The 22,688-nt window shown below is 32.4% G+C and carries 22 protein-coding genes; 14 read left to right on the forward strand and 8 right to left on the reverse strand.

Annotation, left to right across the window (positions count from 1 at the left end):
- Nucleotides 1-523 precede the first annotated feature (523 nt).
- The 4 genes from IR213_RS10890 (at nt 524) to IR213_RS10905 (ending at nt 5,438) form a co-directional block, all read left to right on the forward strand.
- The gene (locus IR213_RS10890; RefSeq protein WP_194312349.1) at nt 524-1,705 is read left to right on the forward strand and encodes an MFS transporter; all 1,182 of its coding nucleotides are present in this window, start codon (nt 524-526) and stop codon (nt 1,703-1,705) included.
- 839 nt (nt 1,706-2,544) lie between these two features.
- A complete protein-coding gene (locus IR213_RS10895; RefSeq protein WP_228479170.1) occupies nt 2,545-3,306 on the forward strand; it encodes a hypothetical protein in 762 nt (253 codons plus the stop codon).
- 201 nt (nt 3,307-3,507) lie between these two features.
- On the forward strand, nt 3,508-4,395 hold the full coding sequence (locus tag IR213_RS10900) for a carbon-nitrogen hydrolase (RefSeq protein ID WP_194312351.1): 888 nt from the start codon (nt 3,508-3,510) through the stop codon (nt 4,393-4,395).
- A gap of 2 nt (nt 4,396-4,397) precedes the next feature.
- A complete protein-coding gene (locus IR213_RS10905) occupies nt 4,398-5,438 on the forward strand; it encodes an agmatine deiminase family protein (protein ID WP_194312352.1) in 1,041 nt (346 codons plus the stop codon).
- A gap of 76 nt (nt 5,439-5,514) precedes the next feature.
- Here IR213_RS10905 and IR213_RS10910 read toward each other — a convergent pair whose 3' ends face one another.
- A complete protein-coding gene (locus IR213_RS10910) occupies nt 5,515-7,779 on the reverse strand; it encodes a M1 family metallopeptidase (RefSeq protein ID WP_194312353.1) in 2,265 nt (754 codons plus the stop codon).
- A 173-nt stretch (nt 7,780-7,952) separates the two neighbouring features.
- On the opposite strand from IR213_RS10910, the gene IR213_RS10915 reads away from it, so the two are divergent.
- The 3 genes from IR213_RS10915 to IR213_RS10925 all read left to right on the forward strand — a co-directional run bounded on the left by IR213_RS10915 (nt 7,953) and on the right by IR213_RS10925 (nt 10,000).
- Nucleotides 7,953-8,804 (forward strand): aldose 1-epimerase family protein, encoded by an 852-nt coding sequence (locus IR213_RS10915; protein ID WP_194312354.1) that lies wholly within the window; start codon nt 7,953-7,955, stop codon nt 8,802-8,804.
- A 2-nt stretch (nt 8,805-8,806) separates the two neighbouring features.
- Nucleotides 8,807-9,358 (forward strand): GNAT family N-acetyltransferase, encoded by a 552-nt coding sequence (locus IR213_RS10920; RefSeq protein WP_194312355.1) that lies wholly within the window; start codon nt 8,807-8,809, stop codon nt 9,356-9,358.
- A gap of 87 nt (nt 9,359-9,445) precedes the next feature.
- The gene (locus tag IR213_RS10925) at nt 9,446-10,000 is read left to right on the forward strand and encodes a DUF3575 domain-containing protein (protein WP_194312356.1); all 555 of its coding nucleotides are present in this window, start codon (nt 9,446-9,448) and stop codon (nt 9,998-10,000) included.
- Here the strand turns inward: IR213_RS10925 and IR213_RS10930 are convergent.
- The gene (locus IR213_RS10930) at nt 9,997-10,233 is read right to left on the reverse strand and encodes a VF530 family protein (protein ID WP_194312357.1); all 237 of its coding nucleotides are present in this window, start codon (nt 10,231-10,233) and stop codon (nt 9,997-9,999) included. The genes IR213_RS10925 and IR213_RS10930 overlap by 4 nt on opposite strands.
- A gap of 70 nt (nt 10,234-10,303) precedes the next feature.
- Between IR213_RS10930 and smpB the strand changes: the two genes are divergently transcribed.
- Nucleotides 10,304-10,756, forward strand: coding sequence for an SsrA-binding protein SmpB (gene smpB, locus IR213_RS10935; protein WP_194312358.1), 453 nt, complete (start codon nt 10,304-10,306; stop codon nt 10,754-10,756).
- Between the two features lie 133 nt (nt 10,757-10,889).
- Here smpB and IR213_RS10940 read toward each other — a convergent pair whose 3' ends face one another.
- Nucleotides 10,890-11,531: a protein-L-isoaspartate(D-aspartate) O-methyltransferase gene (locus IR213_RS10940; RefSeq protein ID WP_194312359.1), complete on the reverse strand. Its 642-nt coding sequence runs from the start codon at nt 11,529-11,531 to the stop codon at nt 10,890-10,892.
- Between the two features lie 130 nt (nt 11,532-11,661).
- Between IR213_RS10940 and IR213_RS10945 the strand changes: the two genes are divergently transcribed.
- From IR213_RS10945 to IR213_RS10970, 6 genes are read left to right on the forward strand one after another with little or no spacing between them, the layout of a single operon-like run.
- Nucleotides 11,662-12,627: a Gfo/Idh/MocA family protein gene (locus tag IR213_RS10945; protein WP_194312360.1), complete on the forward strand. Its 966-nt coding sequence runs from the start codon at nt 11,662-11,664 to the stop codon at nt 12,625-12,627.
- 58 nt (nt 12,628-12,685) lie between these two features.
- Entirely contained in the window at nt 12,686-13,573 is an 888-nt protein-coding gene (locus tag IR213_RS10950) for a 3-hydroxyacyl-CoA dehydrogenase family protein (RefSeq protein WP_194312361.1), read from the forward strand.
- Between the two features lies 1 nt (nt 13,574).
- Complete coding sequence (locus tag IR213_RS10955; protein ID WP_194312362.1) at nt 13,575-14,240, forward strand: YggS family pyridoxal phosphate-dependent enzyme; 666 nt, start codon at nt 13,575-13,577, stop codon at nt 14,238-14,240.
- A 48-nt stretch (nt 14,241-14,288) separates the two neighbouring features.
- A complete protein-coding gene (locus IR213_RS10960; protein ID WP_194312363.1) occupies nt 14,289-15,650 on the forward strand; it encodes an exonuclease domain-containing protein in 1,362 nt (453 codons plus the stop codon).
- 2 nt (nt 15,651-15,652) lie between these two features.
- The gene (miaA, locus tag IR213_RS10965; protein ID WP_194312364.1) at nt 15,653-16,564 is read left to right on the forward strand and encodes a tRNA (adenosine(37)-N6)-dimethylallyltransferase MiaA; all 912 of its coding nucleotides are present in this window, start codon (nt 15,653-15,655) and stop codon (nt 16,562-16,564) included.
- 8 nt (nt 16,565-16,572) lie between these two features.
- Nucleotides 16,573-17,313 carry an acyl-[acyl-carrier-protein] thioesterase gene (locus IR213_RS10970; protein ID WP_194312365.1) on the forward strand — a complete coding sequence of 247 codons (741 nt, stop codon included), beginning with the start codon at nt 16,573-16,575 and terminating at the stop codon, nt 17,311-17,313.
- A 63-nt stretch (nt 17,314-17,376) separates the two neighbouring features.
- Here IR213_RS10970 and IR213_RS10975 read toward each other — a convergent pair whose 3' ends face one another.
- The 5 genes from IR213_RS10975 to fabV form a co-directional block, all read right to left on the reverse strand.
- Complete coding sequence (locus tag IR213_RS10975; protein WP_194312366.1) at nt 17,377-18,081, reverse strand: response regulator transcription factor; 705 nt, start codon at nt 18,079-18,081, stop codon at nt 17,377-17,379.
- Nucleotides 18,082-18,084: 3 nt separating this feature from the next.
- A complete protein-coding gene (locus IR213_RS10980; protein ID WP_194312367.1) occupies nt 18,085-19,668 on the reverse strand; it encodes a sensor histidine kinase in 1,584 nt (527 codons plus the stop codon).
- Between the two features lie 74 nt (nt 19,669-19,742).
- Entirely contained in the window at nt 19,743-20,324 is a 582-nt protein-coding gene (gene coaE, locus IR213_RS10985) for a dephospho-CoA kinase (RefSeq protein ID WP_194312368.1), read from the reverse strand.
- Between the two features lies 1 nt (nt 20,325).
- Entirely contained in the window at nt 20,326-21,324 is a 999-nt protein-coding gene (locus tag IR213_RS10990; protein ID WP_194312369.1) for a glycosyltransferase, read from the reverse strand.
- A 127-nt stretch (nt 21,325-21,451) separates the two neighbouring features.
- Nucleotides 21,452-22,642: an enoyl-ACP reductase FabV gene (fabV, locus tag IR213_RS10995; RefSeq protein WP_194312370.1), complete on the reverse strand. Its 1,191-nt coding sequence runs from the start codon at nt 22,640-22,642 to the stop codon at nt 21,452-21,454.
- Between the last annotated feature and the right edge of the window lie 46 nt (nt 22,643-22,688).

A 22,688-nucleotide genomic window follows, 5' to 3' on the forward strand; every position in this document is an offset into this window, starting at 1 on the left:
TAAGCGATAAATACTTGCTTAAAGATAAAGAAAACTAAGGAGTTATCCAAATATTTTGAACGATTTTTAATACAAAAGAATAAACATTGGAAAGGAAGGTTTTTAGACAGTTTGACGCCTTGTAATGAAAATTATTTCTAAAAAAGAGAGGGGCGCAACTGATACTTCACAGGATTATGAATACACAAACTGGGATGAAGTGATAAAATTCATTAAGGACTTTGTAAATGAATTACCTCAAAAACCATGATTAAAATGAGTCAAACAAAAACCCACATCAAATGTCCGAAAAGAAGAGTTTTAGTTCCAGAGATACGATTTACTTTGTCTATTAGCTAGCTCTTGGGATTCATTCATCGAAATAACAAAACAACCACAAATGCAAAACATAAGTTTCTATCCATTTTAAAATTCATTGGAATTGTTATTTTTAATGGTATTTTTGTCCAGCTGAGAATACACGTTTTCAAAACTAGCCAGTAGTTATAAATCTAAGAATGTTATGCATAATAAAAAAAACTATATGAGATTTGTATTACCAGTTATTGTTGTTTCTCAATTTTTTTGTACTTCGCTTTGGTTCGCAGGGAACTCAATAATAGCTGACATAGCGAAAGATCTTAACCTCGATCAACATTTTTTGGCTCACCTTACAAGTGTTATACAATTTGGATTTATTTTAGGGACTTTGGTATTCGCTGTTTTTACTATTTCAGACCGTTTTTCGCCTTCATTGGTGTTTTGTAGTAGTGCAATTTTAGCTGGTTTCTTTAATCTTGGAATTAGCATTAATAGCATTGGCTCAACCGAAATACTTTTGTTTAGATTTTTAACCGGTTTTTTTCTCGCAGGAATTTATCCTGTTGGTATGAAAATAGCTTCCGATTATTATCAAAAAGGTTTAGGAAAATCATTGGGCTTTTTAATTGGTGCTTTAGTTATTGGGACGGCATTCCCTCATTTATTGAAAAACATAATTATAGGCTATCCATGGGAATACATTGTATATATCACTACCGTTTTGTCAATTATTGGCGGACTTGCCATTCTACTTTTCGTACCTGATGGACCCTATCGCAAGCCAGTCCAAAAAATAAAACTTACCCAATTTATGAAAGGATTCAAGAATCATAATTTCCGGTCTGTTTCTATTGGATATTTCGGACATATGTGGGAACTTTATACCTTTTGGGCGTTTGTTCCAGTAATGGTGTCATCGTACAATACTCGTTACCCTGAAATAAATCTTAATGTTTCATTACTATCATTTTTTATAATTGCATCCGGAGCAATCGCTTGCGTTTTTAGTGGAATCCTTTCACAATATTTTGGCGAAAAAAAAATAGCCTCATTATCCCTGTTTCTATCTTGCTTGTGCTGCATTGTTTCCCCCTTTTTTTTGTTTTCTAGTTCAATTGCTCAATTCATTATTTTCCTATTCATATGGAGTCTAGTTGTTATTGCTGACTCTCCTTTGTTCTCAACTCTAGTTGTTCAAAATGCTCCAGAAGAATCAAAAGGAACTTCCCTAGTAATTGTAAATTGTATTGGTTTTGCAATTACAATTATTAGTATTCAATTTATTAATTTGTTTTCAGACAAAATAAACGAACAATATATTTATATGTTACTTGCCATTGGTCCCATACTTGGGCTTATTGCATTATTGCAAAATAAAACAATCCCAATTGCTCGAGTATCTTAGCCGTGCTGATGCCTATAGAAATGGCAGGCACAATTGCATTTAGTGCCTAAAAGCGGAAATAAAAAAATGAATATATAAAACATGTGACAAGTTTTAAAATGATAATTGGAACGAATTTGGATAAAAACAAAGCGAATTAATCCTTGCCTAAAACAACTTAGAAGGAAAAATCTTAATTATGATTGATACTAATATAATTTTGTATGGTAAAGTGTGATATTAAAGATTGTTATTACTAGCAATTTAGAGACTGAAAAAATAAAAGAGTAAACTTTTTTATTCCATATTTTGGCAATGACTAGTAAATGTTTGGGACAAAATGTTGAACCTATAAACCCTAACAGATACTAATACTAAACAATAAAAACGAAAGTTACAAAATATCTTGCTTAGAAAAAGTCAATTAAAATTACTGATAAAGATCCAAAATGGAACAAAAGCGACATTCATTTTAAAACATCTGGAAGAAGATCTAAATGTATCAGATTAAACCTTGTTGATGGACAAGGAAATATTGGCGGTGAGGTCGAAGAAAACAATTTTTACAGCATTGGCGGAGATGACCATAATGATTTAGTAGAAGAATGGTAAACAAAATAGTCAGAATTTGAAAGGGAAATTTTTCAAAATGATTACTGTTAAATTCTAAAATTATTATTCAAATCCCAAATTTTAAATTAATACATCAGTTTAATTAATTATTTTTATTTCAAAATATGCCTTATATACTTAATAACAAAAATCTAGAAATACATATTGACTCTCCATTAGAAAATTACAATTTTTCGCGATTTGACTGGACTGGAAAAATTGTGAAAATTATGTTTAAAAAAACCTTAATGACAAGTATTGAAAACAATGATAGTCAAGATGAGCATTGTATTGGAAAAGGATTTTACAATGAATTCGGAATAAATTCTGCGTTAGGTTTTGATGATACCCATAAAGGAGGTTGGTTTCATAAGATAGGCATAGGTCTATTAAAAAAAGAGGACTCTACTTACCTATTCAGTAAAAAATACGCGATTAAACCTGCCAAATTTGAAGTCATTACAGAACCTGATAAAATTGTATTTATTTGTAAATCAGAAGACATCAATGGCTATTCATATCTTTTAAAAAAAGAGATTGAATTACATAATAATAGTTTTATAATTAAATATTATTTAGAAAACACAGGTGAAAAAGATATTATTACAAATGAATATGTCCATAATTTTACAGCAATAAATAAAGATTCAATAGGGAGCAATTATGTATTAAAATTTCCATTTCAATTAAAACCTGAACTATTTGGGGAAACAGTTAATCCAGAACAAAAAGTCGAAATCGGACTAAATGAAATCAAATTTAACGGTTCGCCTAAAAATCAATTCTTTTTTAGCAACCTTTCAGGAAGTGAAAATGTAAATGCAGCTTGGGAATTAACAAACCTTAAAAGCAATATTAAAATAAGCGAAACTGCAAGTTTTCAAACAAATCAGGTAAATCTTTGGGGATGGGAACACGTAATAAGTCCAGAATTATTTGTTAATATATTTATTAAACCTGGTCAATCGACTGAATGGTCAAGAATTTATAATTTCTATAATGTAAATTAAAACTACTACAAAATTGTGCATAAATAATAAGAATCCTAATCTATAAACTGAAATGTGCCGTCTTATATGTTCGCCCATTTTTCTGAATAGCTACAAAAGTGTTCTCCAAAGATTACTAATCTAAACCAATATGTTTTTTTCTAATTAGACTGTTTTTTACTCCTTATAAAATTACTATTTTTGCTGTCTAAATTTTACCATATGCCAAAGAAAAAATACAAAATAGCGGTTATTCAGTTGAATCTGAATGATGTTGCCGAAAACAACCTTAAAAAATGTTTATCTTGGGTTCGAGATGCTGCCAGTCAAGGTGCTGAAGTCATTTCGTTACCGGAATTATATAGCAGTCATTATTTTTGCCAAAGTGAAGATGTTGATAATTTTGCCTTGGCAGAACCACTTTACAGTACTACTTTTAGTGCTTTTAGTGCTTTGGCAAAAGAATTAGGTGTGGTGATTATCGTTCCATTTTTCGAAAAAAGAATGGCCGGAATCTATCACAACAGTGCTTATATTATTGACACAGATGGATCAGAAGCGGGATTGTACCGAAAAATGCACATTCCGGATGACCCTCATTTTTATGAAAAATTCTATTTTACTCCCGGAGATTTAGGTTTCAAAACTTTCCCTACCAAAAAGGGAAAAATAGGAACACTAATTTGTTGGGATCAATGGTATCCGGAAGCAGCTCGTTTGACGGCTTTACAAGGTGCCGAAGTTTTGTTTTACCCAACTGCAATAGGATGGCATCCATCCGAAAAAGAACAATATGGCGAAAACCAACATAACGCCTGGATGACCGTTATGAAAGGCCACGCTGTAGCCAATGGCGTTTATGTTGCCGCCGCAAATAGGATCGGTTTGGAACAATATTTACCAAACACGGATGGAGTATTATTTTGGGGATCTTCATTTATTGCCGGCCCACAAGGTGAAATTTTAGCGCAAGCTTCAAACGATAAAGAGGAAATTATTATGGCGGATGTAGACTTGGATCTACAAGAAAATGTGCGCCAAAATTGGCCGTTTTTTAGAGACCGAAGAATTGATGCTTTTGGTGATATTACAAAAAGAGCGATTGACTAATTATGGCTACAAACACAAGACGATTCCCAGCCGAATGGGAAAAACAAGAAGGAATTTTGCTCTGTTTTCCGCATAATGGGAAAGATTGGCCTGGAAAATACGAGTCCATTCAATGGGCGTTCGTTGAATTCATAAAAAAAGTGGCCACTTATGAGAAAGTCTTTTTAGTAGTTGCTGATGAAAATCTAAAAGAAAAAGTCATTGAAAAGCTAGAAAAAGCAACAGTTCAAATGACAAATGTTTCTTTCATAATTTATAAAACCAACCGTAGTTGGATGCGCGATTCGGGTTCGATTATTGTAAAAAATGGAATCAAAAGAGAAGCATTAAATTTCAATTTTAATGGCTGGGCAAAATATAAAAACATCAATTTAGACAAACAGGTTCCTGCAAAAGTGGGTGAATTTCTAAATGTTCCAGTGACACAAGTTTTATACAATGGAAAACCGGTGATTGTTGAAGGTGGAGCCATTGATACTAATGGGAAAGGAACTTTATTGACTTCGGAAGAATGTTTGTTACATCCTAATATACAGGTTCGGAATCCTAATTTTTCTAAAGAGGATTATGAAATCGTTTTTAAAGAATATCTGGGAATTACTAATGTGATTTGGTTAGGTAACGGAATTGAAGGTGATGATACTCACGGCCACATTGACGATTTGTGCCGATTTGTTAATGAAGACACAATAATTACCATCGTGGAATCAGACCCTTTAGACAACAATTACAAACCCTTGCAAGACAACTTAAACCGATTGCAAGACGCAAAATTAGAAAATGGAAAATCTCCAAAAATCATAACTTTGCCAATGCCAAAGCGTATCGATTTTGATGGTGTTCGATTGCCAGCCAGTTATGCAAATTTTTTGATTTTGAATAAATGTGTTTTGGTTCCAACTTTTAACGATTCGAATGATAGAATGGCATTAAACACAATTGCAGATTGTTTTCCTGATAGAGAAATTATCGGGATTAGTGCGATAGATTTAATTTGGGGTTTTGGAACTTTGCATTGTTTGAGTCAACAAATTCCGGAATAATTTCATTCTTTCTAAAATTAAAAAGCACCAACATTTTTGTTAAATGTTGGTGCTTTTTTACAAACTAAAAAAGTTGCTACTCTCTTTTAAATGGGATTTTTTGTCCATCATCCAAAACCATATTTAATCCGGCCTTACTTTCATCAAATTCAAATTTAAGTCCAGCTTCTTTAGATTGTAAAGTATTATTATCTATAAATTCTACAGGGAATTTTGGATAATCTGTTATTTCAACATTTATGACTCCTCGTTTTTTTGTAAAAATTATTTTTATCGGAGCATTTTTATTGGAAAAAGCACCTAAATATCCATCCAAGTTCACATCTTTTTCAATAATTCCGGTTGCCGAAGTCCAACTATTATTGCTTTCATTGCTATCCGGCAATACGTGCTCTGAATCAATAACGATACTTTCAATTTCTTCAGTTGAATTATATTTAAAAGTCCAATCTTTATTTTTCTGCCATATTTCTACGGGTAATTTTACATGGCTGACATTACCACTTTTTGTTTTAATGTCCAAAGTTACCGGCATTACCATTTTTTCAAAGTTTTCAATTGTGATGTAAACCCCTAATTTTGGATTATTATCAACATATTTTATGGAATTAACACCTTGGTCTAAACGCCAATTATTTATAAACCATCCTCTCCAAAACCAACTTAAATCTTCTCCGGAAACATTTTCGATAGTTCTAAAAAAGTCATCTGGTGTTGGATGTTTGAATGCCCAACGATCAACGTAAGTACGAAAAGCTAAATCAAAACGTTCTGGTCCTAAAATTTGTTCACGCAAAATAACCAAGCCTGCACTAGGTTTTGAATAACATAAAGTCCCAATATTTGCTTCCTTCATATTATCTGGAGAACTCATTATCGTCTCTAAATTTGGTTTTGTATACTTTTCTGAATCTTTATGCAAATCAGAAACCTTCTCCTTATACTCCCCTTTATTAAAATCAACAGAACTTAATGAATTGATAAAAGTATTAAAACCTTCGTCCATCCAACCAAATAGACGTTCGTTTGAACCAACAATCATTGGAAACCAAATATGTCCAAATTCATGATCAGTAACACCCCATAAATCATCATTTTTATCCTTATAATCACAAAAAACTATCCCAGGATATTCCATTCCACCAACAATTCCTGCCACATTTGTAGCAGTTGGATAAGGATATTCAAACCATCTTTTCGAATAATTTTCAATAGATGCTTTGGTATATTCTGTTGAACGCCCCCAAGCTTCGTTCCCATCACTTTCTATCGGATATGCAGAAATAGCCATCGATTTTTTCCCGCTTGGCAAATTAATTCTCGCAGCATCTAAAATAAATGCAGCCGAAGATGCCCAGGAAGCATCACGGGCATTTTTTATTTTAAAATGCCAAGTTTTATAAGACTTTAAATTTGTATTGGCTGCAGCCAAAACTTCATTTCCAGAACGAATTATAACCGTTTTATCACTTTGTGAAGCATTGGAAAAACGTTTTTGTTGCTCTGCAGAATAAACCTCTGATGAATTTACCAATTCTCCTGAACAAACCACAAAATGATTGGAAGGTACGGTTATGTTGACGTCAAAATCACCATATTCTAAATAAAATTCAGATGCTCCTAAATAGGGATTTGTGTTCCATCCTCTTATGTCATCATAAACGCACATCCTTGGATACCATTGGGCTATTGTAAATATTTTACCGTTTTTAGTTTGCAATACTCCCATTCTATCAGAACCTTCGTCAGGAGAAATGAAAGAAAAATCAATTTTGATTTTTACATTTCCTCCTTTAGATTTCAATTCTTGAGGAAGAAAAATCTGCATTCTGGTATCAGTAATTAAATATTTAACCTCTTTTTCGATAGATTTCCCATTAGAAATAGAAACAATTTTTACCGATTTTATCTTGAAACCTCCATCAAAAATTTGACCTTGTGCACCATTTCTACTTCCGGTTATAGGAATAATGGCATTACCACGAGAATCTGATTTGAATAAATTTTGGTCTAAATACATCCACAGAAAAGACATTTTGTCTGGGCTATTGTTTGTATAAGTTATAATTCCAGTTCCTGAAATTTCATTGTTTGCTTCATTTAATTTTGCAGACAATTGATAATCTGCTCTGTTTTGCCAATATTCAGAACCGGGCTGACCGCTTGCAGAACGTGTGTTAGTTCCATCCTTTGTATAAAAAAAAGATGCAAAAGCGTCGTGATAATCATACTTCGAAATTGTTTTGGATGCAGCAGAAGCTGGAATTTGTTGTGACCATAAAGATGATATCACTAATAATAAAGTCAACTGTAGAAGGACTTTTAAACGATTTTTTCTCATTATATAAATTTTCAACAGCAAATTAATGAAAAATAAACATCACACTCAAATTAAATGTGACGTTTTGACAAAACTTTATCAATTATACAATTTATTTGATTTTATTCTACAATTTTAAATTTATGAAATATATTTACATCATCAAGATTATAAAAACATAACAAACAACTCTTTTGACAACAACAATTTCAAATTCAAATCTAACTGCTCAAATAAATCACTTTGGTGCTGAATTATTTTCTTTAAGAAACAACAAAAATAAAGAATACATTTGGGAAGGAAGTCCAGCATTTTGGGGTAAACATTCTCCTATTCTGTTTCCAATTATTGGTACTCTCAAAAACAATTCATATTTCTATAATGGAATCGAATATCATTTGCCTAGACATGGTTTTGCAAGAGAAATGGAATTCAAATTGATTAAAAAGACGGAAAAAAGTGCGACTTTTTCTTTAATTTCATCAGTGGAAACAATAAAAGTCTATCCTTTCGTTTTTGAATTGCAAATTTGTTATTCATTGGATGAAAACAAGTTAAACATTGATTACAAAGTCATTAATAAAAATGATTTTATAATGCCATTTTCAATTGGAGCACATCCAGCATTTGCAATGAATGGAAATTTTGAAAATTATAGTCTTGAATTTCAACAACACGAAATTCTAAAATATCATCTTCTTGAGGATGGCTTAATTTCAAATAACACAAATGAAATTCAGTTGGACAATCGCCAACTTGGTTTAAATTATCCGCTTTTTGAAAATGATGCATTAGTTTTTAAAACATTAAAATCTAAAACGATAACCATCATACAAAATACGGTTCCATTATTGAAAGTAAATTTTACAGATTTTCCAAATTTAGGAATTTGGACTATTAAAAACGGACCATTTTTGTGTATTGAGCCTTGGTTTGGATATTCAGATACGTTAGAAGAATATGATACTATTTCTAAAAAAGAAGGAATTCAGCTTTTGGAAGAAAATGAAAATTTTAAATCAAATTTTAGTATTGAAATTTTATAAAAATGATAGATATAAATTTTACTCCATTTCCGAATCTTGAAACCGAACGGTTGCGCTTAAGACGAGTTGTGAATGATGATGCTAACGAAATATTTGCTATTCGATCTGATAAGGAAACGATGAAATACATTCCCAGACCATTAGTAAAAAACATAAAAGAGGCTCTGGAACACATTGCCCTTATAGATTCCAAAATCGAGAATAATGAGGGAATAAATTGGGCATTTACTTTAAAAAATAATCCAAAGCTAATAGGTATTATAGGGCTTTACAGAATAAAACCGGAACATTATCGAGCGGAAATTGGATATATGTTACTTCCGGAATATCACGGTAAAGGCTTTATTACAGAGGCTATAAAAGAAGTAGTGAAATATGGTTTTGAAACAATGAAGCTACACTCTATTGAGGCTATCATAGATCCTGAAAATTTTATTTCTGAAAAAGTCCTGCAAAAAAATGGCTTTGTTAAAGAAGCTCATTTGAAAGAGAATGAGTTTTATGAAGGCCGATTTTTGGACACTGTAATTTATTCTGTTTTGAATAAACACTAAGTTAACTTCATTCTTAACAATAATCTTTATATTTGTCCAAAAACTAGTTAAAAAAAATTTAATTATTGACTAGTAAAACTTAGTTTTATGAAAAAAATATTCATTTTTATTTTTATTCTGTCTTCAATTTATTCCCAATCTCAAACTTATATCAAAGTAAATGCCATAACAGCTTTAGTCCTAGTTCCTAATGTTGGAATTGAGACTAGTATCGGAAAAAAATTTACTTTTGAGGCTGACGTTATGACTTCCTTTTGGAAATCGTTTAAAGGTCAAAAATTGGAATTTTATACTTTAACGGCTGAAGTACGCTATCATTTTAACGAAAAATACAAAGGCTTTTATGTTGGAGGAAATACTGGCGTAGACCGATATAAAGTTCAAAAATGGAACTATTGGAATACCAACTTATACGAAGATGGATTTGGATATAGATTTGGGGCAACAATTGGTTATGACATAAAATTAAACAACAAATTTATGCTAGATTTATTTGTTGGAGGTGGTTGGCATCAAGGTTTTTATCATGGATATTATAAAGACGGTACCCCAGATAGGTATGACAAAGCAAAAAATTGGAATAAAAGTGGCGAATGGTTGCCCTATCGGGGTGGCGTTATGATATCGTATCGTCTAAATTAGATAGTCGTTTTAAACTTTGTGGAGGTATTAATATATAATTCTTCCACTTTTTTCCTCGCCCAATCCGTTTTTCGCAAGAAAGTCAAACTCGATTTTACACTTGAATTATCCGTAAAACATTTAATTTTAATCAATTCGCCCAGAGTATCAAATCCATAATAAGTAACGAGTCGTTCCAAAATTATTTGAAGAGTAATTCCGTGTAACGGGTCTTTTGATTGTCGCTTTTCCATATTGCAAATTTATGGCATTTTTATATATTTCTTTGGTGTTTCAGACATTTGTATCTACATTTGCCATCCAATGCTAAAAACAATCAACATACTTAATAAAAGAGCCCGTTTCGATTATGAAATAATCGAAAAATTTACGGCTGGAATCGTTTTAGCTGGAACCGAAATAAAATCTATTAGGTTAGGAAAAGCCAATATAACAGAGAGTTTTTGCGAATTTAGTGGGACTGAACTTTTCGCAATCAATACCTATATTGAAGAATATGCTTTTGGCAACCAATTCAATCACAAAGCAAGAAGCGAGCGCAAACTTTTACTGAACAAACGAGAATTAAAAGGTTTGTCAAGAAGCGTGCAAGCCAAAGGTTTAACTATCGTTCCTTTAAAATTGTTTACCAATGAAAAAGGAATGGCAAAACTGGAAATTGGACTTTGCAAAGGAAAAAAAACCTACGATAAGCGCGAATCGTTAAAAGAACAAGATACGAAGCGTGATCTTGACAGAATAAAAAAATCATTTTAATCATCATTTGAAGTTGAGACAGTTGTGTTTATTGCTTCGATTTATGATTAAACCCGTCAAGAATTTGAAAATCAAATAATTCAATTTGCACCTTAAATTTTTCATCCCGTGTGAGGAAGAGTTGGAATGACCTTTAATTTTTATTTTCCAATAAAGGAACAAATTTAAAATCACCAAATTCATGTTTTTCAAACTGAGTCTCATTCTTTCTTATTAACAAGGTCATAATTTGGTTTTCTTCTCCAAGCGGAATAACTAGCCTTCCTCCTATTTTTAACTGTGCCATCAAGGCTTGCGGAATTATTGGCGCACCAGCCGTAACTATAATACTGTCAAATGGAGCGTGATTTTGCAATCCTTTATATCCATCACCAAAAGAAAGATGTTTCGGTCTAATGCCTAATTTTGGTAATAAAACCGATGTTTGTTTGAATAACTCATTTTGTCTTTCAACACTATATACCTTGGCTCCCATTAAACACAAAACGGCAGTTTGATAACCGGAACCGGTGCCAATTTCGAGGATTTTATGTTCTTTTTTTACTTCTAATAATTGACTTTGAAAAGCCACAGTATAAGGTTGCGAAATAGTTTGTCCAGCTCCAATAGGAAAAGCTTTATCCTGATAAGCATAATCGGCAAAACTGGAATTCAAAAAAAGATGCCTTGGAATTTTTTTGATAGCCTCCAAAACACTCTTGTCTGTAATTCCTTTTTCTTTCAAAAGGGTTACTAATTGATTACGAAGTCCTTGATGTTTGGCAGTGTCTTTCAAAATTTTGGTAATTTATTTTGGTAAAAATAAACTTTAAAATTCCAATAATCAAATAACAAATTCCAAAACTTTAAACGTCAAACTTTAGACAATAAACAAATAAATTATACATTTGTTAAAAATCATTTATATGTTAAAAGTTGGCGTTTTAGGTGCTGGACATCTCGGAAAAATTCATTTACGGTTATTACAACAATCCGAAAAATACGAATTAGTTGGTTTTTATGATGAAAATCAAGAGAACGCCGATAGAGTTGCCAAAGAATTTGGTTATAAAAACTTCTCAACGATTGCAACTTTAATTCATGCTGTCGACGTTATTGACATCGTGACGCCAACACTTTCCCATTATAAATGTGCCAAGGTTTCCATCAAATCCGGGAAACACGTTTTTATAGAAAAACCCATTTCGAATACCGTTGCCGAAGCCGAAGAAATTATTGCCTTGGCAAAAGAATATAATGTAAAAGGTCAAGTTGGTCACGTCGAAAGATTCAATCCTGCATTCAAAGCAACAAAGGATATGATCGAAAATCCAATGTTTATCGAAACACATCGTTTAGCCGAATTCAATCCTCGTGGCACCGATGTTCCCGTGGTTCTTGACTTGATGATTCACGATATTGATGCTATTTTGAGTGTGGTGAATTCAAAAGTAAAAGATATCAACGCCAGCGGAGTTTCAGTAATTAGTGACACTCCAGATATTGCCAATGCTCGAATTGAGTTCGAAAATGGTTGCGTTGCCAATTTAACGGCCAGCCGAATTTCATTGAAAAATATGCGCAAATCCCGCTTTTTCCAGAAAGATGCTTATATTTCGGTTGACTTTTTGGAAAAGAAATGCGAAGTTGTAAAAATGAAAGACGCTCCCGAAATTCCTGGAGATTTTGATATAATTCTACAAAATGCCGAAGGCGTAAAAAAACAAATCTACTTTTCGAATCCTGATGTGGAGCAAAACAACGCCATCTTGGATGAATTGGAATCTTTTGCCGATGCCATAAATAATAACACTACTCCTGTTGTAACATTAGAACAAGCGACAGAAGCATTGCGTGTGGCTTATCAAATTATTGATTGTTTTAAGAAGTAATTTTCAATTAAACCCAATCTTTAAATCATTGAATTTTTTAATTTTTCAATAAAGAATTATGAAAATAATTGCCGTAATCGGAGCAGGAACAATGGGCAACGGGATTGCTCATACTTTTGCACAAAGTGGTTTTGCCGTAAAATTGATCGATGTTTCCGAAAAGTCTTTGGACAAAGGAATGTCCACTATTTTTTCTAATTTAGATCGAATGGTTGCCAAAGGAACCATTACCGAGGAGGATAAATTCAAAACCATAAGCAATATCATCACTTATACCGACATCAAAGACGGCGTTGTTGGTGTTGATTTAGTCGTTGAAGCAGCCACAGAAAACGTAGAATTAAAGCTTAATATTTTCAAACAACTGAATGAAGCTTGCCCGCACAATACCATTTTGGCAACAAATACTTCTTCTATTTCTATTACACAAATTGGGGCAGTTGTGGCTCATCCTGAACGTGTTATCGGGATGCACTTTATGAATCCTGTACCGATTATGAAATTGGTTGAAATCATTCGGGGTTACAACACAAGTGATGAAGTGACAAAAATCATTATGACTTTATCCGAAAAACTTGCAAAAACTCCTGTTGAAGTAAACGATTATCCGGGTTTTGTTGCCAACAGAATTTTGATGCCAATGATTAACGAAGCCATTGAAACACTTTACAACAAAGTCGCTGGTGTTTATGAAATTGACACCGTGATGAAACTTGGAATGGGTCACCCAATGGGACCATTACAATTAGCTGATTTTATTGGGCTTGACGTTTGTTTGGCAATTTTAAATGTTATGTATGATGGATTTAAAAATTCAAAATATGCTCCATGTCCATTATTAGTAAATATGGTTCGAGCTGGAAAATTGGGCGTGAAATCTGGTGAAGGTTTTTATGATTATAGCGAAAGTAAAAAAGCCGAAAAAATCTCGAAACAATTTATATAAAATGTCAATCGCACAAAACCTTCTCAAAATAAAATCATCATTACCTTCAACCGTAACGCTTGTTGCTGTTTCAAAAACGAAACCCATTCCTGATTTGATGGAAGCTTATAATGCAGATCAACGCATTTTTGGTGAAAATAAAATTCAGGAAATGTCCGAGAAATGGGAAGTGATGCCAAAAGATATCGAGTGGCACATGATTGGGCACGTACAGACGAACAAAGTCAAATTTATGGCACAATTTGTGAGCCTAATTCACGGCGTAGATAGTTTAAAACTATTGCAAGAAATTAACAAACAAGCGCAAAAGAACAATAGAATCATTGATTGCTTGCTTCAAATACATATAGCCGAAGAAGAATCCAAGTTTGGTCTTGACGAAAAAGAGCTCAATGAAATTCTGGCTTCCAAGACATTTCAAGAAATGAAAAACATTCGAATTGTGGGATTAATGGGAATGGCAACTTTTACGGATAATCGAGAACAAATCAAGAAAGAGTTCAAACATTTGAAAACTATTTTTGATTTTTTAGTTGCACAACCCAAAAACCAAAACCTAGAACCCAAAACCCTTTCGATGGGAATGTCTGGCGATTATCAACTCGCAATTGAATGTGGAAGCACGATGGTTCGAATTGGAAGTAGTATCTTTGGAGGAAGACAATAGTACGTTTGAAGTTCAACAACTTTAAACTTTAAACTTTAAACAAAAAAATTGTACGCAATACTTGACATAGAAACCACTGGAGGACAATTCAACGAAGAAGGAATTACAGAGATTGCCATTTATAAATTTGACGGTCACGAAATCGTGGATCAGTTTATCAGTTTAGTCAATCCAGAAATTCCCATTCAGCCTTTTGTCGTAAAACTTACAGGCATCAATAACGCAATGTTGCGCTCAGCGCCAAAGTTTTTTGAAGTAGCAAAACGTATCATCGAAATGACAAATGATTGTGTTCTCGTAGCCCATAATGCTACGTTTGATTACCGAATTTTACGCACTGAATTTCGTCGTTTGGGTTATGATTTTAACATAAAAACGCTTTGCACAGTAGAATTATCCAAAAAATTATTACCAGAACAACCCTCACACAGTTTAGGGAAATTAGTTCGGGCACTAGGAATCCCAATGGCTGACAGACATCGTGCCAGTGGCGATGCAATGGCAACGGTGAAACTATTTAAAATGTTATTGGACAAAGATTTGAATAAAGAAATCGTCAAAGAGCTTATCAAATTTGAAATACAAAAAGGAATTGCGCCCAAATTGATGGATATTGTTGAAAGTTTACCTTCAAAAACTGGGGTTTATTACATTCATCGAGAAGACGGCAGCCTGATTTTTATTGGCAAAAGCCGTAACATTAAAAAGCGAGTCAATCAGCATTTTACAGGAATTACAAAAAGTGCCAAGAAAATCCAAAATGAAGTTTTCACCGTAACCTATGAAGAAACTGGAAGCGAGTTGATTGCGCTTTTGAAAGAATCTGAAGAAATAAAAAGTAACAGACCCATATATAATAGAATGTCTCCAAAAAGCAACTTTTCTTGGGCAATTTATCCTGAAAAAGATGCTAATGGTTATCTAAATTTGAAATTACAAAAAGCAGACGGCAGGAAAAAAGAAATAAAATCATACGTTTCTATGCAGGAAGGAAAAGACGCCTTGTATCGAATTACTTCTCATTATCAATTATGTCAGAAATTGACAGGTTTATACGAAACTAAAACACATTGTTTTCAACACACCATTAACGAATGCGATGGTGCTTGCATTGGAAAAATTTCAACTCATGAGTACAATGAGCGTGTTCAGAGTTTTATTGACAAGAATTTGTTTGACAATAAGACTTTGGCAATTTTAGACAAAGGGCGTACCATTACTGAGCGCAGTGTAATTTTTGTTGAAAATGGCGTTTACAAAGGATATGCTTTCTATGATTTAAACTACCAAATCAATAACATTGAAATTTTAAGAAATATCATAATCCCGATGCAAAGCAATCGAGATACTCGGAATAATATCCAAAGTTATTTGCGAAAAAGTAAAACAATGAAAGTCATAAATTTTTAATTATGGCTAAATATCTTATTACAATTGTTGGACCAACAGCCATTGGAAAAACATCCTTAAGCATCGCTTTGGCACAACATTTCAATTGCGAAATAATTTCTTGTGACAGCCGACAATTTTTTAAAGAAATGCAAATTGGGACAGCAGTTCCTTCTTCTGAAGAATTGGCTGCTGCCAAACATCATTTCATCCAAAATAAATCGATTTTTGAGAATTATACCGTTGGCGATTTCGAAAAAGAAGCCATTGCTAAACTAGACGAATTGTTTTTAAATAACGATTATGTAGTAATGGTGGGCGGTTCTGGCTTATATGTAGATGCCGTTTTAAAAGGATTTGACGATTTCCCAGAGATAAATTCTTCCGTTAGAGATGAAGTAAAACTGAATTACGAAAAATCAGGAATTGAGTATCTACAAACGGAATTAGAAAAATTAGATCCAAAATATTTTGAAGTGGTTGCAAAAGAAAATCCACAACGGATGATGCGTGCCTTGGAAGTTTGTATCGGTTCTGGAAAACCATATTCTTCTTTTTTAAACCAAAAGAAAAACACTCGAAACTTCACTCCTATAATCATTGGTTTGGAAGCCGAAAGAAGTAAAATTTACGACAGAATAAACCAACGTGTGGATACTATGATCAATGAAGGTTTATTGGCTGAAGCCAAAGATTTATTTCCTCACAAAGACCTTAACGCAATGCAAACTGTGGGTTATAGAGAATTGTTTAGTTATTTTGAAGGCGAAATTTCATTGGAGTTTGCCATTGAAGAAATCAAGAAAAACACCAGACGATTTGCAAAAAGGCAGCTCACTTGGTTCAAAAGAAATGAAGAAACAAAGTGGTTTGATTATCTTAATAATCGACAAGAAATCATAAATTATATAACCGGACTAATTCATTATTCATAATTATTTATATGCCAATAGCCGACAATTTCACGTCCATATTCAGCAAAGATTGGGAAATTAATTTTACGCAATGTTTGCCAAATGGTTTTTTAAAATATACGGATTTGTGCAATATTTTGCAATTGACCGCCGCGGCACATTCCGAAGTGGGTGGAATTAGTTTCTCAGATATGCAGGAATTTAATCAAGCTTGGGTTTTGAGCAGAATGCGTGTCGAAATTTTGGAATTACCTAAATGGAAAGACGTCGTAACAGTAAAAACATGGATTAATACACTTGAAAATTCTCGTTCCGTGCGTGCTTTAGAAATGTATGTCAACGGAAATAAAATAGTGGGTTGCGAGACTTTTTGGGCCGTTTTTAATACTGAAATAAGACGACCTGAAGCCTTGTCTTTGCCGTTCAAACATTTTGAATTGTATCCAGAACACAAAGCAACCCAAAAAACCTTTTCTAAAATTAACCTCAATAACGAAACCGAAATGGTCTTTGAGAAAACAGTTGCTCTTTCGGATTTAGACATCGTGAATCACGTTAATAATGTTAAATACCTTGAATGGTGCTTGGATTTTGTGGATGTAGAATTTATTCTAAATCAAAAAATTAAAAGTTTTGAAATGAATTTCTTAAAGGAATTATCTCTGAAAGACAAAGTTATCATCCACGAAAATTTGAATTCAGAATCACTGATTTTTAGTATTACCAAAGAAAATAAAACTTGTTTTGCTTTACAGTTAAATTTGAAATAAATTTCTTTATGAACAAAAAAGACCTCAATTTTAAACTGAAGCCTTTTTATATAGTCTAATAATTTATTTTTTTACTACTAATCTAAATCCTTCACCGTGAATGTTAAGAATTTCAACATTTGGATCTAGTTTAAGGTATTTCCTTAATTTGGCAATGTAAACGTCCATACTTCTTGATGTGAAATAGTTATCATCTCTCCAAATTTTTGTCAAAGCCAATTCTCTCGGCATCAAGTCATTTTCGTGAAGAATTAACATTTTCAACAATTCGTTTTCTTTTGGAGACAATTTAACAGGCTCATCATTGTTAAAAGTTAAGAAACGAAGTTTTGAATTTAAATGAAATTTACCTACGTTAAATTCAAATTGAACTGGCTCAGCTTTTGTAGCAGAAGATTTTCTTTGAATTATGGCTCTTATTTTCATCAATAAAACCTCTGAATCGAAGGGTTTGTTCAAATAATCGTCAGCACCGGCTTTATATCCTTTCAACACATCCTCTTTCATTGATTTTGCTGTCAAAAATATAATTGGCACTTCTAGGTTTTTTTCTCTAATTTCTTTTGCCAATGTATATCCATCTTTGTAAGGCATCATCACGTCCAAAATACATAAATCGTAAATATCCTTTTTGAATTTTTCGAATCCTTCCATTCCATTTTTGGCCAAAGTGACATCAAAGTCATTAAGCATTAAATAATCTTTAAGTACTGCCCCAAAATTGAGATCATCTTCAACTAAAAGGATTCTTTTATTTACATTTTCCATATCTTAATTTATTAATGGTATTTTTATTATGAAGGTACTTCCTTTTCCCTTTTCACTTTCTACATAAATTTGACCGTTATGGTCGTCAATAATTTTTTTCACATAGGCTAAACCTAGTCCGTGACCTTTAACATCATGTAAATCTCCGGTATGTTCTCGATAGAACTTTTCAAAAACTCTTTTCTGAGCCACCTTGCTCATTCCTACTCCATTATCTTTAACCTTAATAATCACAAAATCTTTTACATTTTCTGTATAGACATCAATTTTTGGAATATAAGGTGAATATTTAATGGCATTCTCCAAGATATTCACAATTACATTTATAAAATGAACTTCATTTATTAAAACACTTGTTCTGACTGCATCAAAATGTTTTGTTATTGTTCCTTGTCTATCTTCTAATATTAAGTTAACATGCTCAATAGCATCGTCTATAACCTCCTGAATATTAATAGATTCTTTTATAATATTTAATTCTTTTTTTTCTAATTTAGATATTCTCAACACATTTTCAACTTGTGCGTGCATCCTCTTATTTTCGTCCTTAATCATCTGAAGATACTTGAGCACCTTTTCTTGATCGCCAATAATTTTCGGGTTTTTAATAGCATCCAAAGCCAAATTTATTGTGGCAATTGGCGTTTTAAACTCATGAGTCATATTGTTAATAAAATCAGATTTAATCTCAGATATGTTACGTTGACGAATCAATTGGTTTAATGCACTCGAATAAGCAATAATAATTATCAATGTAAAAATAATTGACAGTAAGGTTATACCAGTAAGATCTGTAAGCAGAAATTTCTTTTTATGAGGGAATGAAACTAATAATTGATATTTACTATTTCCTTCATTATCAGTAAATATCGGAATGGAATACGTATTATTTTTATCATATCGAAACCCATCCGATTTTACTTTGGTGGCCAATCCGCTGCTATAAATCCCAAACTCAAATCGTGTGTTCACACCATATTCTTCCAATTCTTTTTTTAACAACTTCTGAATAGTCTCTTTTGAAACTCTTTCCTGTAAAGGCATTGCCGAAGCGATTTCTTTGTAATTTATTTCTAATGCAACATTATCTAAAGCATCTAAATTACCGGATTTTTCGATCTTCACATCCGGAGTCAAATTGCTTTGTATCTTTGAATCGTCAAATCTATTGTTGTCATAAACTTCTGTAACTCTTTTAGAATTGAAGCTTTGGAATTTTACACTATCTAATTTTTTATCAAAGAACGTTGAAGGCAAATCGTAATTTTCAGATGTTATACTATTAGAAAATACAATTGTTGTATTGTTTTTGTGATTTTTCTGAACGTAATAAAACTCTAATAAATCATTGGTTTGAGGAATTTTTCCTGTACTGTCTTTATATCGATTAAATTTCTCGTAATAAGCATATTCTTCTTGTTTTTGAAGTTTATTGGCAACATTTCCAATAACTTGTTTAACATGAAACTTAAATTGCTCGTCATTATTTTTAAACGAGGTATTGAACCAATATACTTGGACTAAAATTATCCCGATTAAGGATAAACTCATCAGTAAAACAAGTATTCTAAAAAATAATTTATTCATCGATACAAAATTAGGTTTTTAACAGTATAATTAATAATAAATTAACCAAAGATTAACAGCAAAGAATTTAATTATTAAATCTTTAAAATTTTAAGAATTTTATCAACTTCTAATTTTGCACTATCAGGATTAACATTTTCAATTATAAAATCGCTTTTAGTGATGCGTTGTTCATCGCTCCATTGCATATTTATTCTTTTTAAAACTTTCTCACGCGTTGTTTTATCTCTTTGAATTACTCTCTGAATCCTTGATTCTATTGGGGCGGTAACCGTAATTATCAAATCGCAATTTTTATAACTCCCACTTTCAAATAAAATGGCTGCCTCATAAATAATAAACGGAGAATTTTTATGATTCAAAATCCATTCGTTAAAATGTTTTTTTACGACAGGATGGATAATTGCATTGAGTTGTTTTAATTTTTCAGGATTATTAAATACAATTTCGGATAGTTTTTCTCGATTTAAAATGTCATTTTCAAAAATGGCGCTACCAAATGTTTTTTTTATTTCTTCAATAATTGCTGAAGATTGCATAATTTTTCTTGCTTCATTATCAGCAATATAAACAGGAATGCCAGCTGCCATAAAATAATTGGCAATTGTAGTTTTTCCACTTCCAATACCTCCTGTTAATCCTATTATTTTTGTCATATTATTTTTTAAAAAACAACTCAGGAAAAGCCTCTTGAGGTTTTTGTTTCAAAATTATAATCTTAAAAAATGATTCCATAAAACCTGTTCCGTAACCATAAAATTGTTTCCAAACCGCTTTTATCGATAAGAAACCTATTTTAAAGCTTTTATTTTGATATGTTGACACCAAAAACAATACCAAAAAGTAAACAAAATACAACTGAAGCAATAAGTCATGATTAAAAACCAAAAAAACCAGTGCAACAATAAATCCAATTAAGAAAACAGATGGAAAGAAAAAAGTAAGTTTGTTATATTGAGGATACCAACTATTCAAAATCGGCCTTGCTTTACCAAATTTATTGACCTGAACCGAAAACTTTTCCCAGTCAATTCTTCTTTTGTGATAAACGAAAGCTTTTGGAAAAAGCCTAGTTTCAAAACCTAATTCCCATAATCGAATTGATAAATCAGGATCTTCTCCTGGATGAATGTTCCCAAAACCATTGGAAGCTTCAAAAGCTTTTCGAGACAATCCCATATTAAAACTTCTAGGCTGAAACTTATCGATTTTCTCCGAGCCACCTCTAATTCCTCCGGTGGTAAGAAAAGAAGTCATTGCAAAATTTATTGCTTTTTGAATATCAGAAAAACTATCCAAAGCTTTATCAGGTCCACCAAAACAATCTACATAATCTTGTTTCAACGCATTGGAAACTTCTGTCAAATACGTTTTTGGAATAATACAATCTGAATCAAAAATGATAAAATAATCACCTTTTGCCTTTTGCATTCCGTAATTCCTTGAATTCCCCGGACCTGAATTTTCTTTGAAATAATAGGAAATATTTAATTTCCCTCCATAATTTCGAACAACATCTTCACACTTTATAGCAGAACCATCCTCAACGATTACAATTTCGAAATCTTCTTTATAATCTAATTTAGACAAACTCTCTAAAAGTTCATCGACTTCGTCAGGACGATTGTAAACTGGGATGATTAAAGAAAACAACATAATCTTGAATTAAGGTTTAAATTTTTTGCTTTTTAATTTTAACAAAGATAATCTTTATCCATAAAAAAACCACCACGTTTTTCGTGATGGTTATAACATTTAAACATTTTAAATATCTAATATTTCTTTAAACTATACTCGAAACACTTACCATTTCTTCAGCATCTGCTCTGTAATCTACTCCTTCGAATTCAAAACCAAAAAGGTTCAGAAAATCTTTTCTATATCCTTCTAAATCTCCAATTTCAGGCAAACTTTCTGTAGTGGCTTGTTTCCACAAAGTAGCAATTTTTTCCTGAACATCGTCACGCATTTCCCAATCATCTATTCTGATTCTTCCTTTATCATCCGTTGGAATTGGTTTACCCGTAAACAATCTATCTTGATATAAACGTTGGATTTGCTCAATGCAACCTTCGTGAATTCCTTCAGCTTTCATTATTTTATACAACAACGAAATATACAAAGGAATAACCGGAATGGCTGAACTCGCTTGTGTAACCAACGCTTTATTCACGGAAACAAATGCTTTTCCTTCGATAGATTTTAAACTGTCTGTAATAGCAAAAGCCGTAGCTTCAAGATGATCTTTTGCACGACCAATAGTTCCTTTTCTGTAAACAGCTTCGGTTAATGATGGTCCAATATAGGAATATGCAACAGTAGTTGCGCCTTTAGCCAAAAGATTTTCCGCTTTCAAAGCATCAATCCACATTGCCCAATCCTCTCCGCCCATTACAGCAACTGTATTCGCAATATCATCACCTTGACAAGGTTCGATGCTTATTTCAGAAACTATTCCTGTATGAAAATCAACGGTTTTATTAGTATAAGTTGTTCCAATTGGTTTCAAAACCGATCGATGCAAAACTCCGGTAACCGGATGCACACGAACTGGGGAAGCCAAACTATAAATTATCAAATCAATTTGACCTAAATCAGCTTTAATCAAGTCTAAAGTTTGTCTCTTAACTTCATTCGAAAAAGCATCTCCATTAATACTTTTTGCATATAATCCGGCTTTATGCGCTTCGTTTTCAAAAGCTGCCGAATTATACCATCCTGGTGAACCTGGTCTTCCTTCAACGGGAGGTTTTTCAAAAAATATACCAATCGTTGCAGCATCAGAGCCAAAAGCACTAGTAATTCTTGAAGCTAAACCAAATCCGGTTGAAGCTCCTATTACTAAAACTTTTTTAGCGCCTTCGATGTGCCCTTTTGATTTTACATATTTGATTTGATTTTTTACGTTTTGTTCGCATCCTTTTGGGTGTGATGTCAAACAAATAAATCCTCGCATTCTAGGTTCTATAATCATATGTGTATAGGTTATTCAGTTATTCGGTAATTTTAAGGTGACAAAT

The organism is Flavobacterium soyangense (assembly GCF_015277675.1).
Classification (GTDB): domain Bacteria; phylum Bacteroidota; class Bacteroidia; order Flavobacteriales; family Flavobacteriaceae; genus Flavobacterium; species Flavobacterium soyangense.

Bases quoted from the DNA above. Each gene is read 5' to 3' on its own strand.
- IR213_RS10890 (WP_194312349.1), top strand. From the start codon at position 524: ATGAGATTTGTATTACCAGTTATTGTTGTTTCTCAATTTTTTTGTACT.
- IR213_RS10895 (WP_228479170.1), top strand. From the start codon at position 2,545: ATGACAAGTATTGAAAACAATGATAGTCAAGATGAGCATTGTATTGGA.
- IR213_RS10900 (WP_194312351.1), top strand. From the start codon at position 3,508: ATGCCAAAGAAAAAATACAAAATAGCGGTTATTCAGTTGAATCTGAAT.
- IR213_RS10905 (WP_194312352.1), top strand. From the start codon at position 4,398: ATGGCTACAAACACAAGACGATTCCCAGCCGAATGGGAAAAACAAGAA.
- IR213_RS10910 (WP_194312353.1), bottom strand. From the start codon at position 7,779: ATGAGAAAAAATCGTTTAAAAGTCCTTCTACAGTTGACTTTATTATTA.
- IR213_RS10920 (WP_194312355.1), top strand. From the start codon at position 8,807: ATGATAGATATAAATTTTACTCCATTTCCGAATCTTGAAACCGAACGG.
- IR213_RS10925 (WP_194312356.1), top strand. From the start codon at position 9,446: ATGAAAAAAATATTCATTTTTATTTTTATTCTGTCTTCAATTTATTCC.
- IR213_RS10930 (WP_194312357.1), bottom strand. From the start codon at position 10,233: ATGGAAAAGCGACAATCAAAAGACCCGTTACACGGAATTACTCTTCAA.
- smpB (WP_194312358.1), top strand. From the start codon at position 10,304: ATGCTAAAAACAATCAACATACTTAATAAAAGAGCCCGTTTCGATTAT.
- IR213_RS10945 (WP_194312360.1), top strand. From the start codon at position 11,662: ATGTTAAAAGTTGGCGTTTTAGGTGCTGGACATCTCGGAAAAATTCAT.
- IR213_RS10950 (WP_194312361.1), top strand. From the start codon at position 12,686: ATGAAAATAATTGCCGTAATCGGAGCAGGAACAATGGGCAACGGGATT.
- IR213_RS10955 (WP_194312362.1), top strand. From the start codon at position 13,575: ATGTCAATCGCACAAAACCTTCTCAAAATAAAATCATCATTACCTTCA.
- miaA (WP_194312364.1), top strand. From the start codon at position 15,653: ATGGCTAAATATCTTATTACAATTGTTGGACCAACAGCCATTGGAAAA.
- IR213_RS10970 (WP_194312365.1), top strand. From the start codon at position 16,573: ATGCCAATAGCCGACAATTTCACGTCCATATTCAGCAAAGATTGGGAA.
- IR213_RS10975 (WP_194312366.1), bottom strand. From the start codon at position 18,081: ATGGAAAATGTAAATAAAAGAATCCTTTTAGTTGAAGATGATCTCAAT.
- IR213_RS10980 (WP_194312367.1), bottom strand. From the start codon at position 19,668: ATGAATAAATTATTTTTTAGAATACTTGTTTTACTGATGAGTTTATCC.
- coaE (WP_194312368.1), bottom strand. From the start codon at position 20,324: ATGACAAAAATAATAGGATTAACAGGAGGTATTGGAAGTGGAAAAACT.
- IR213_RS10990 (WP_194312369.1), bottom strand. From the start codon at position 21,324: ATGTTGTTTTCTTTAATCATCCCAGTTTACAATCGTCCTGACGAAGTC.
- fabV (WP_194312370.1), bottom strand. From the start codon at position 22,642: ATGATTATAGAACCTAGAATGCGAGGATTTATTTGTTTGACATCACAC.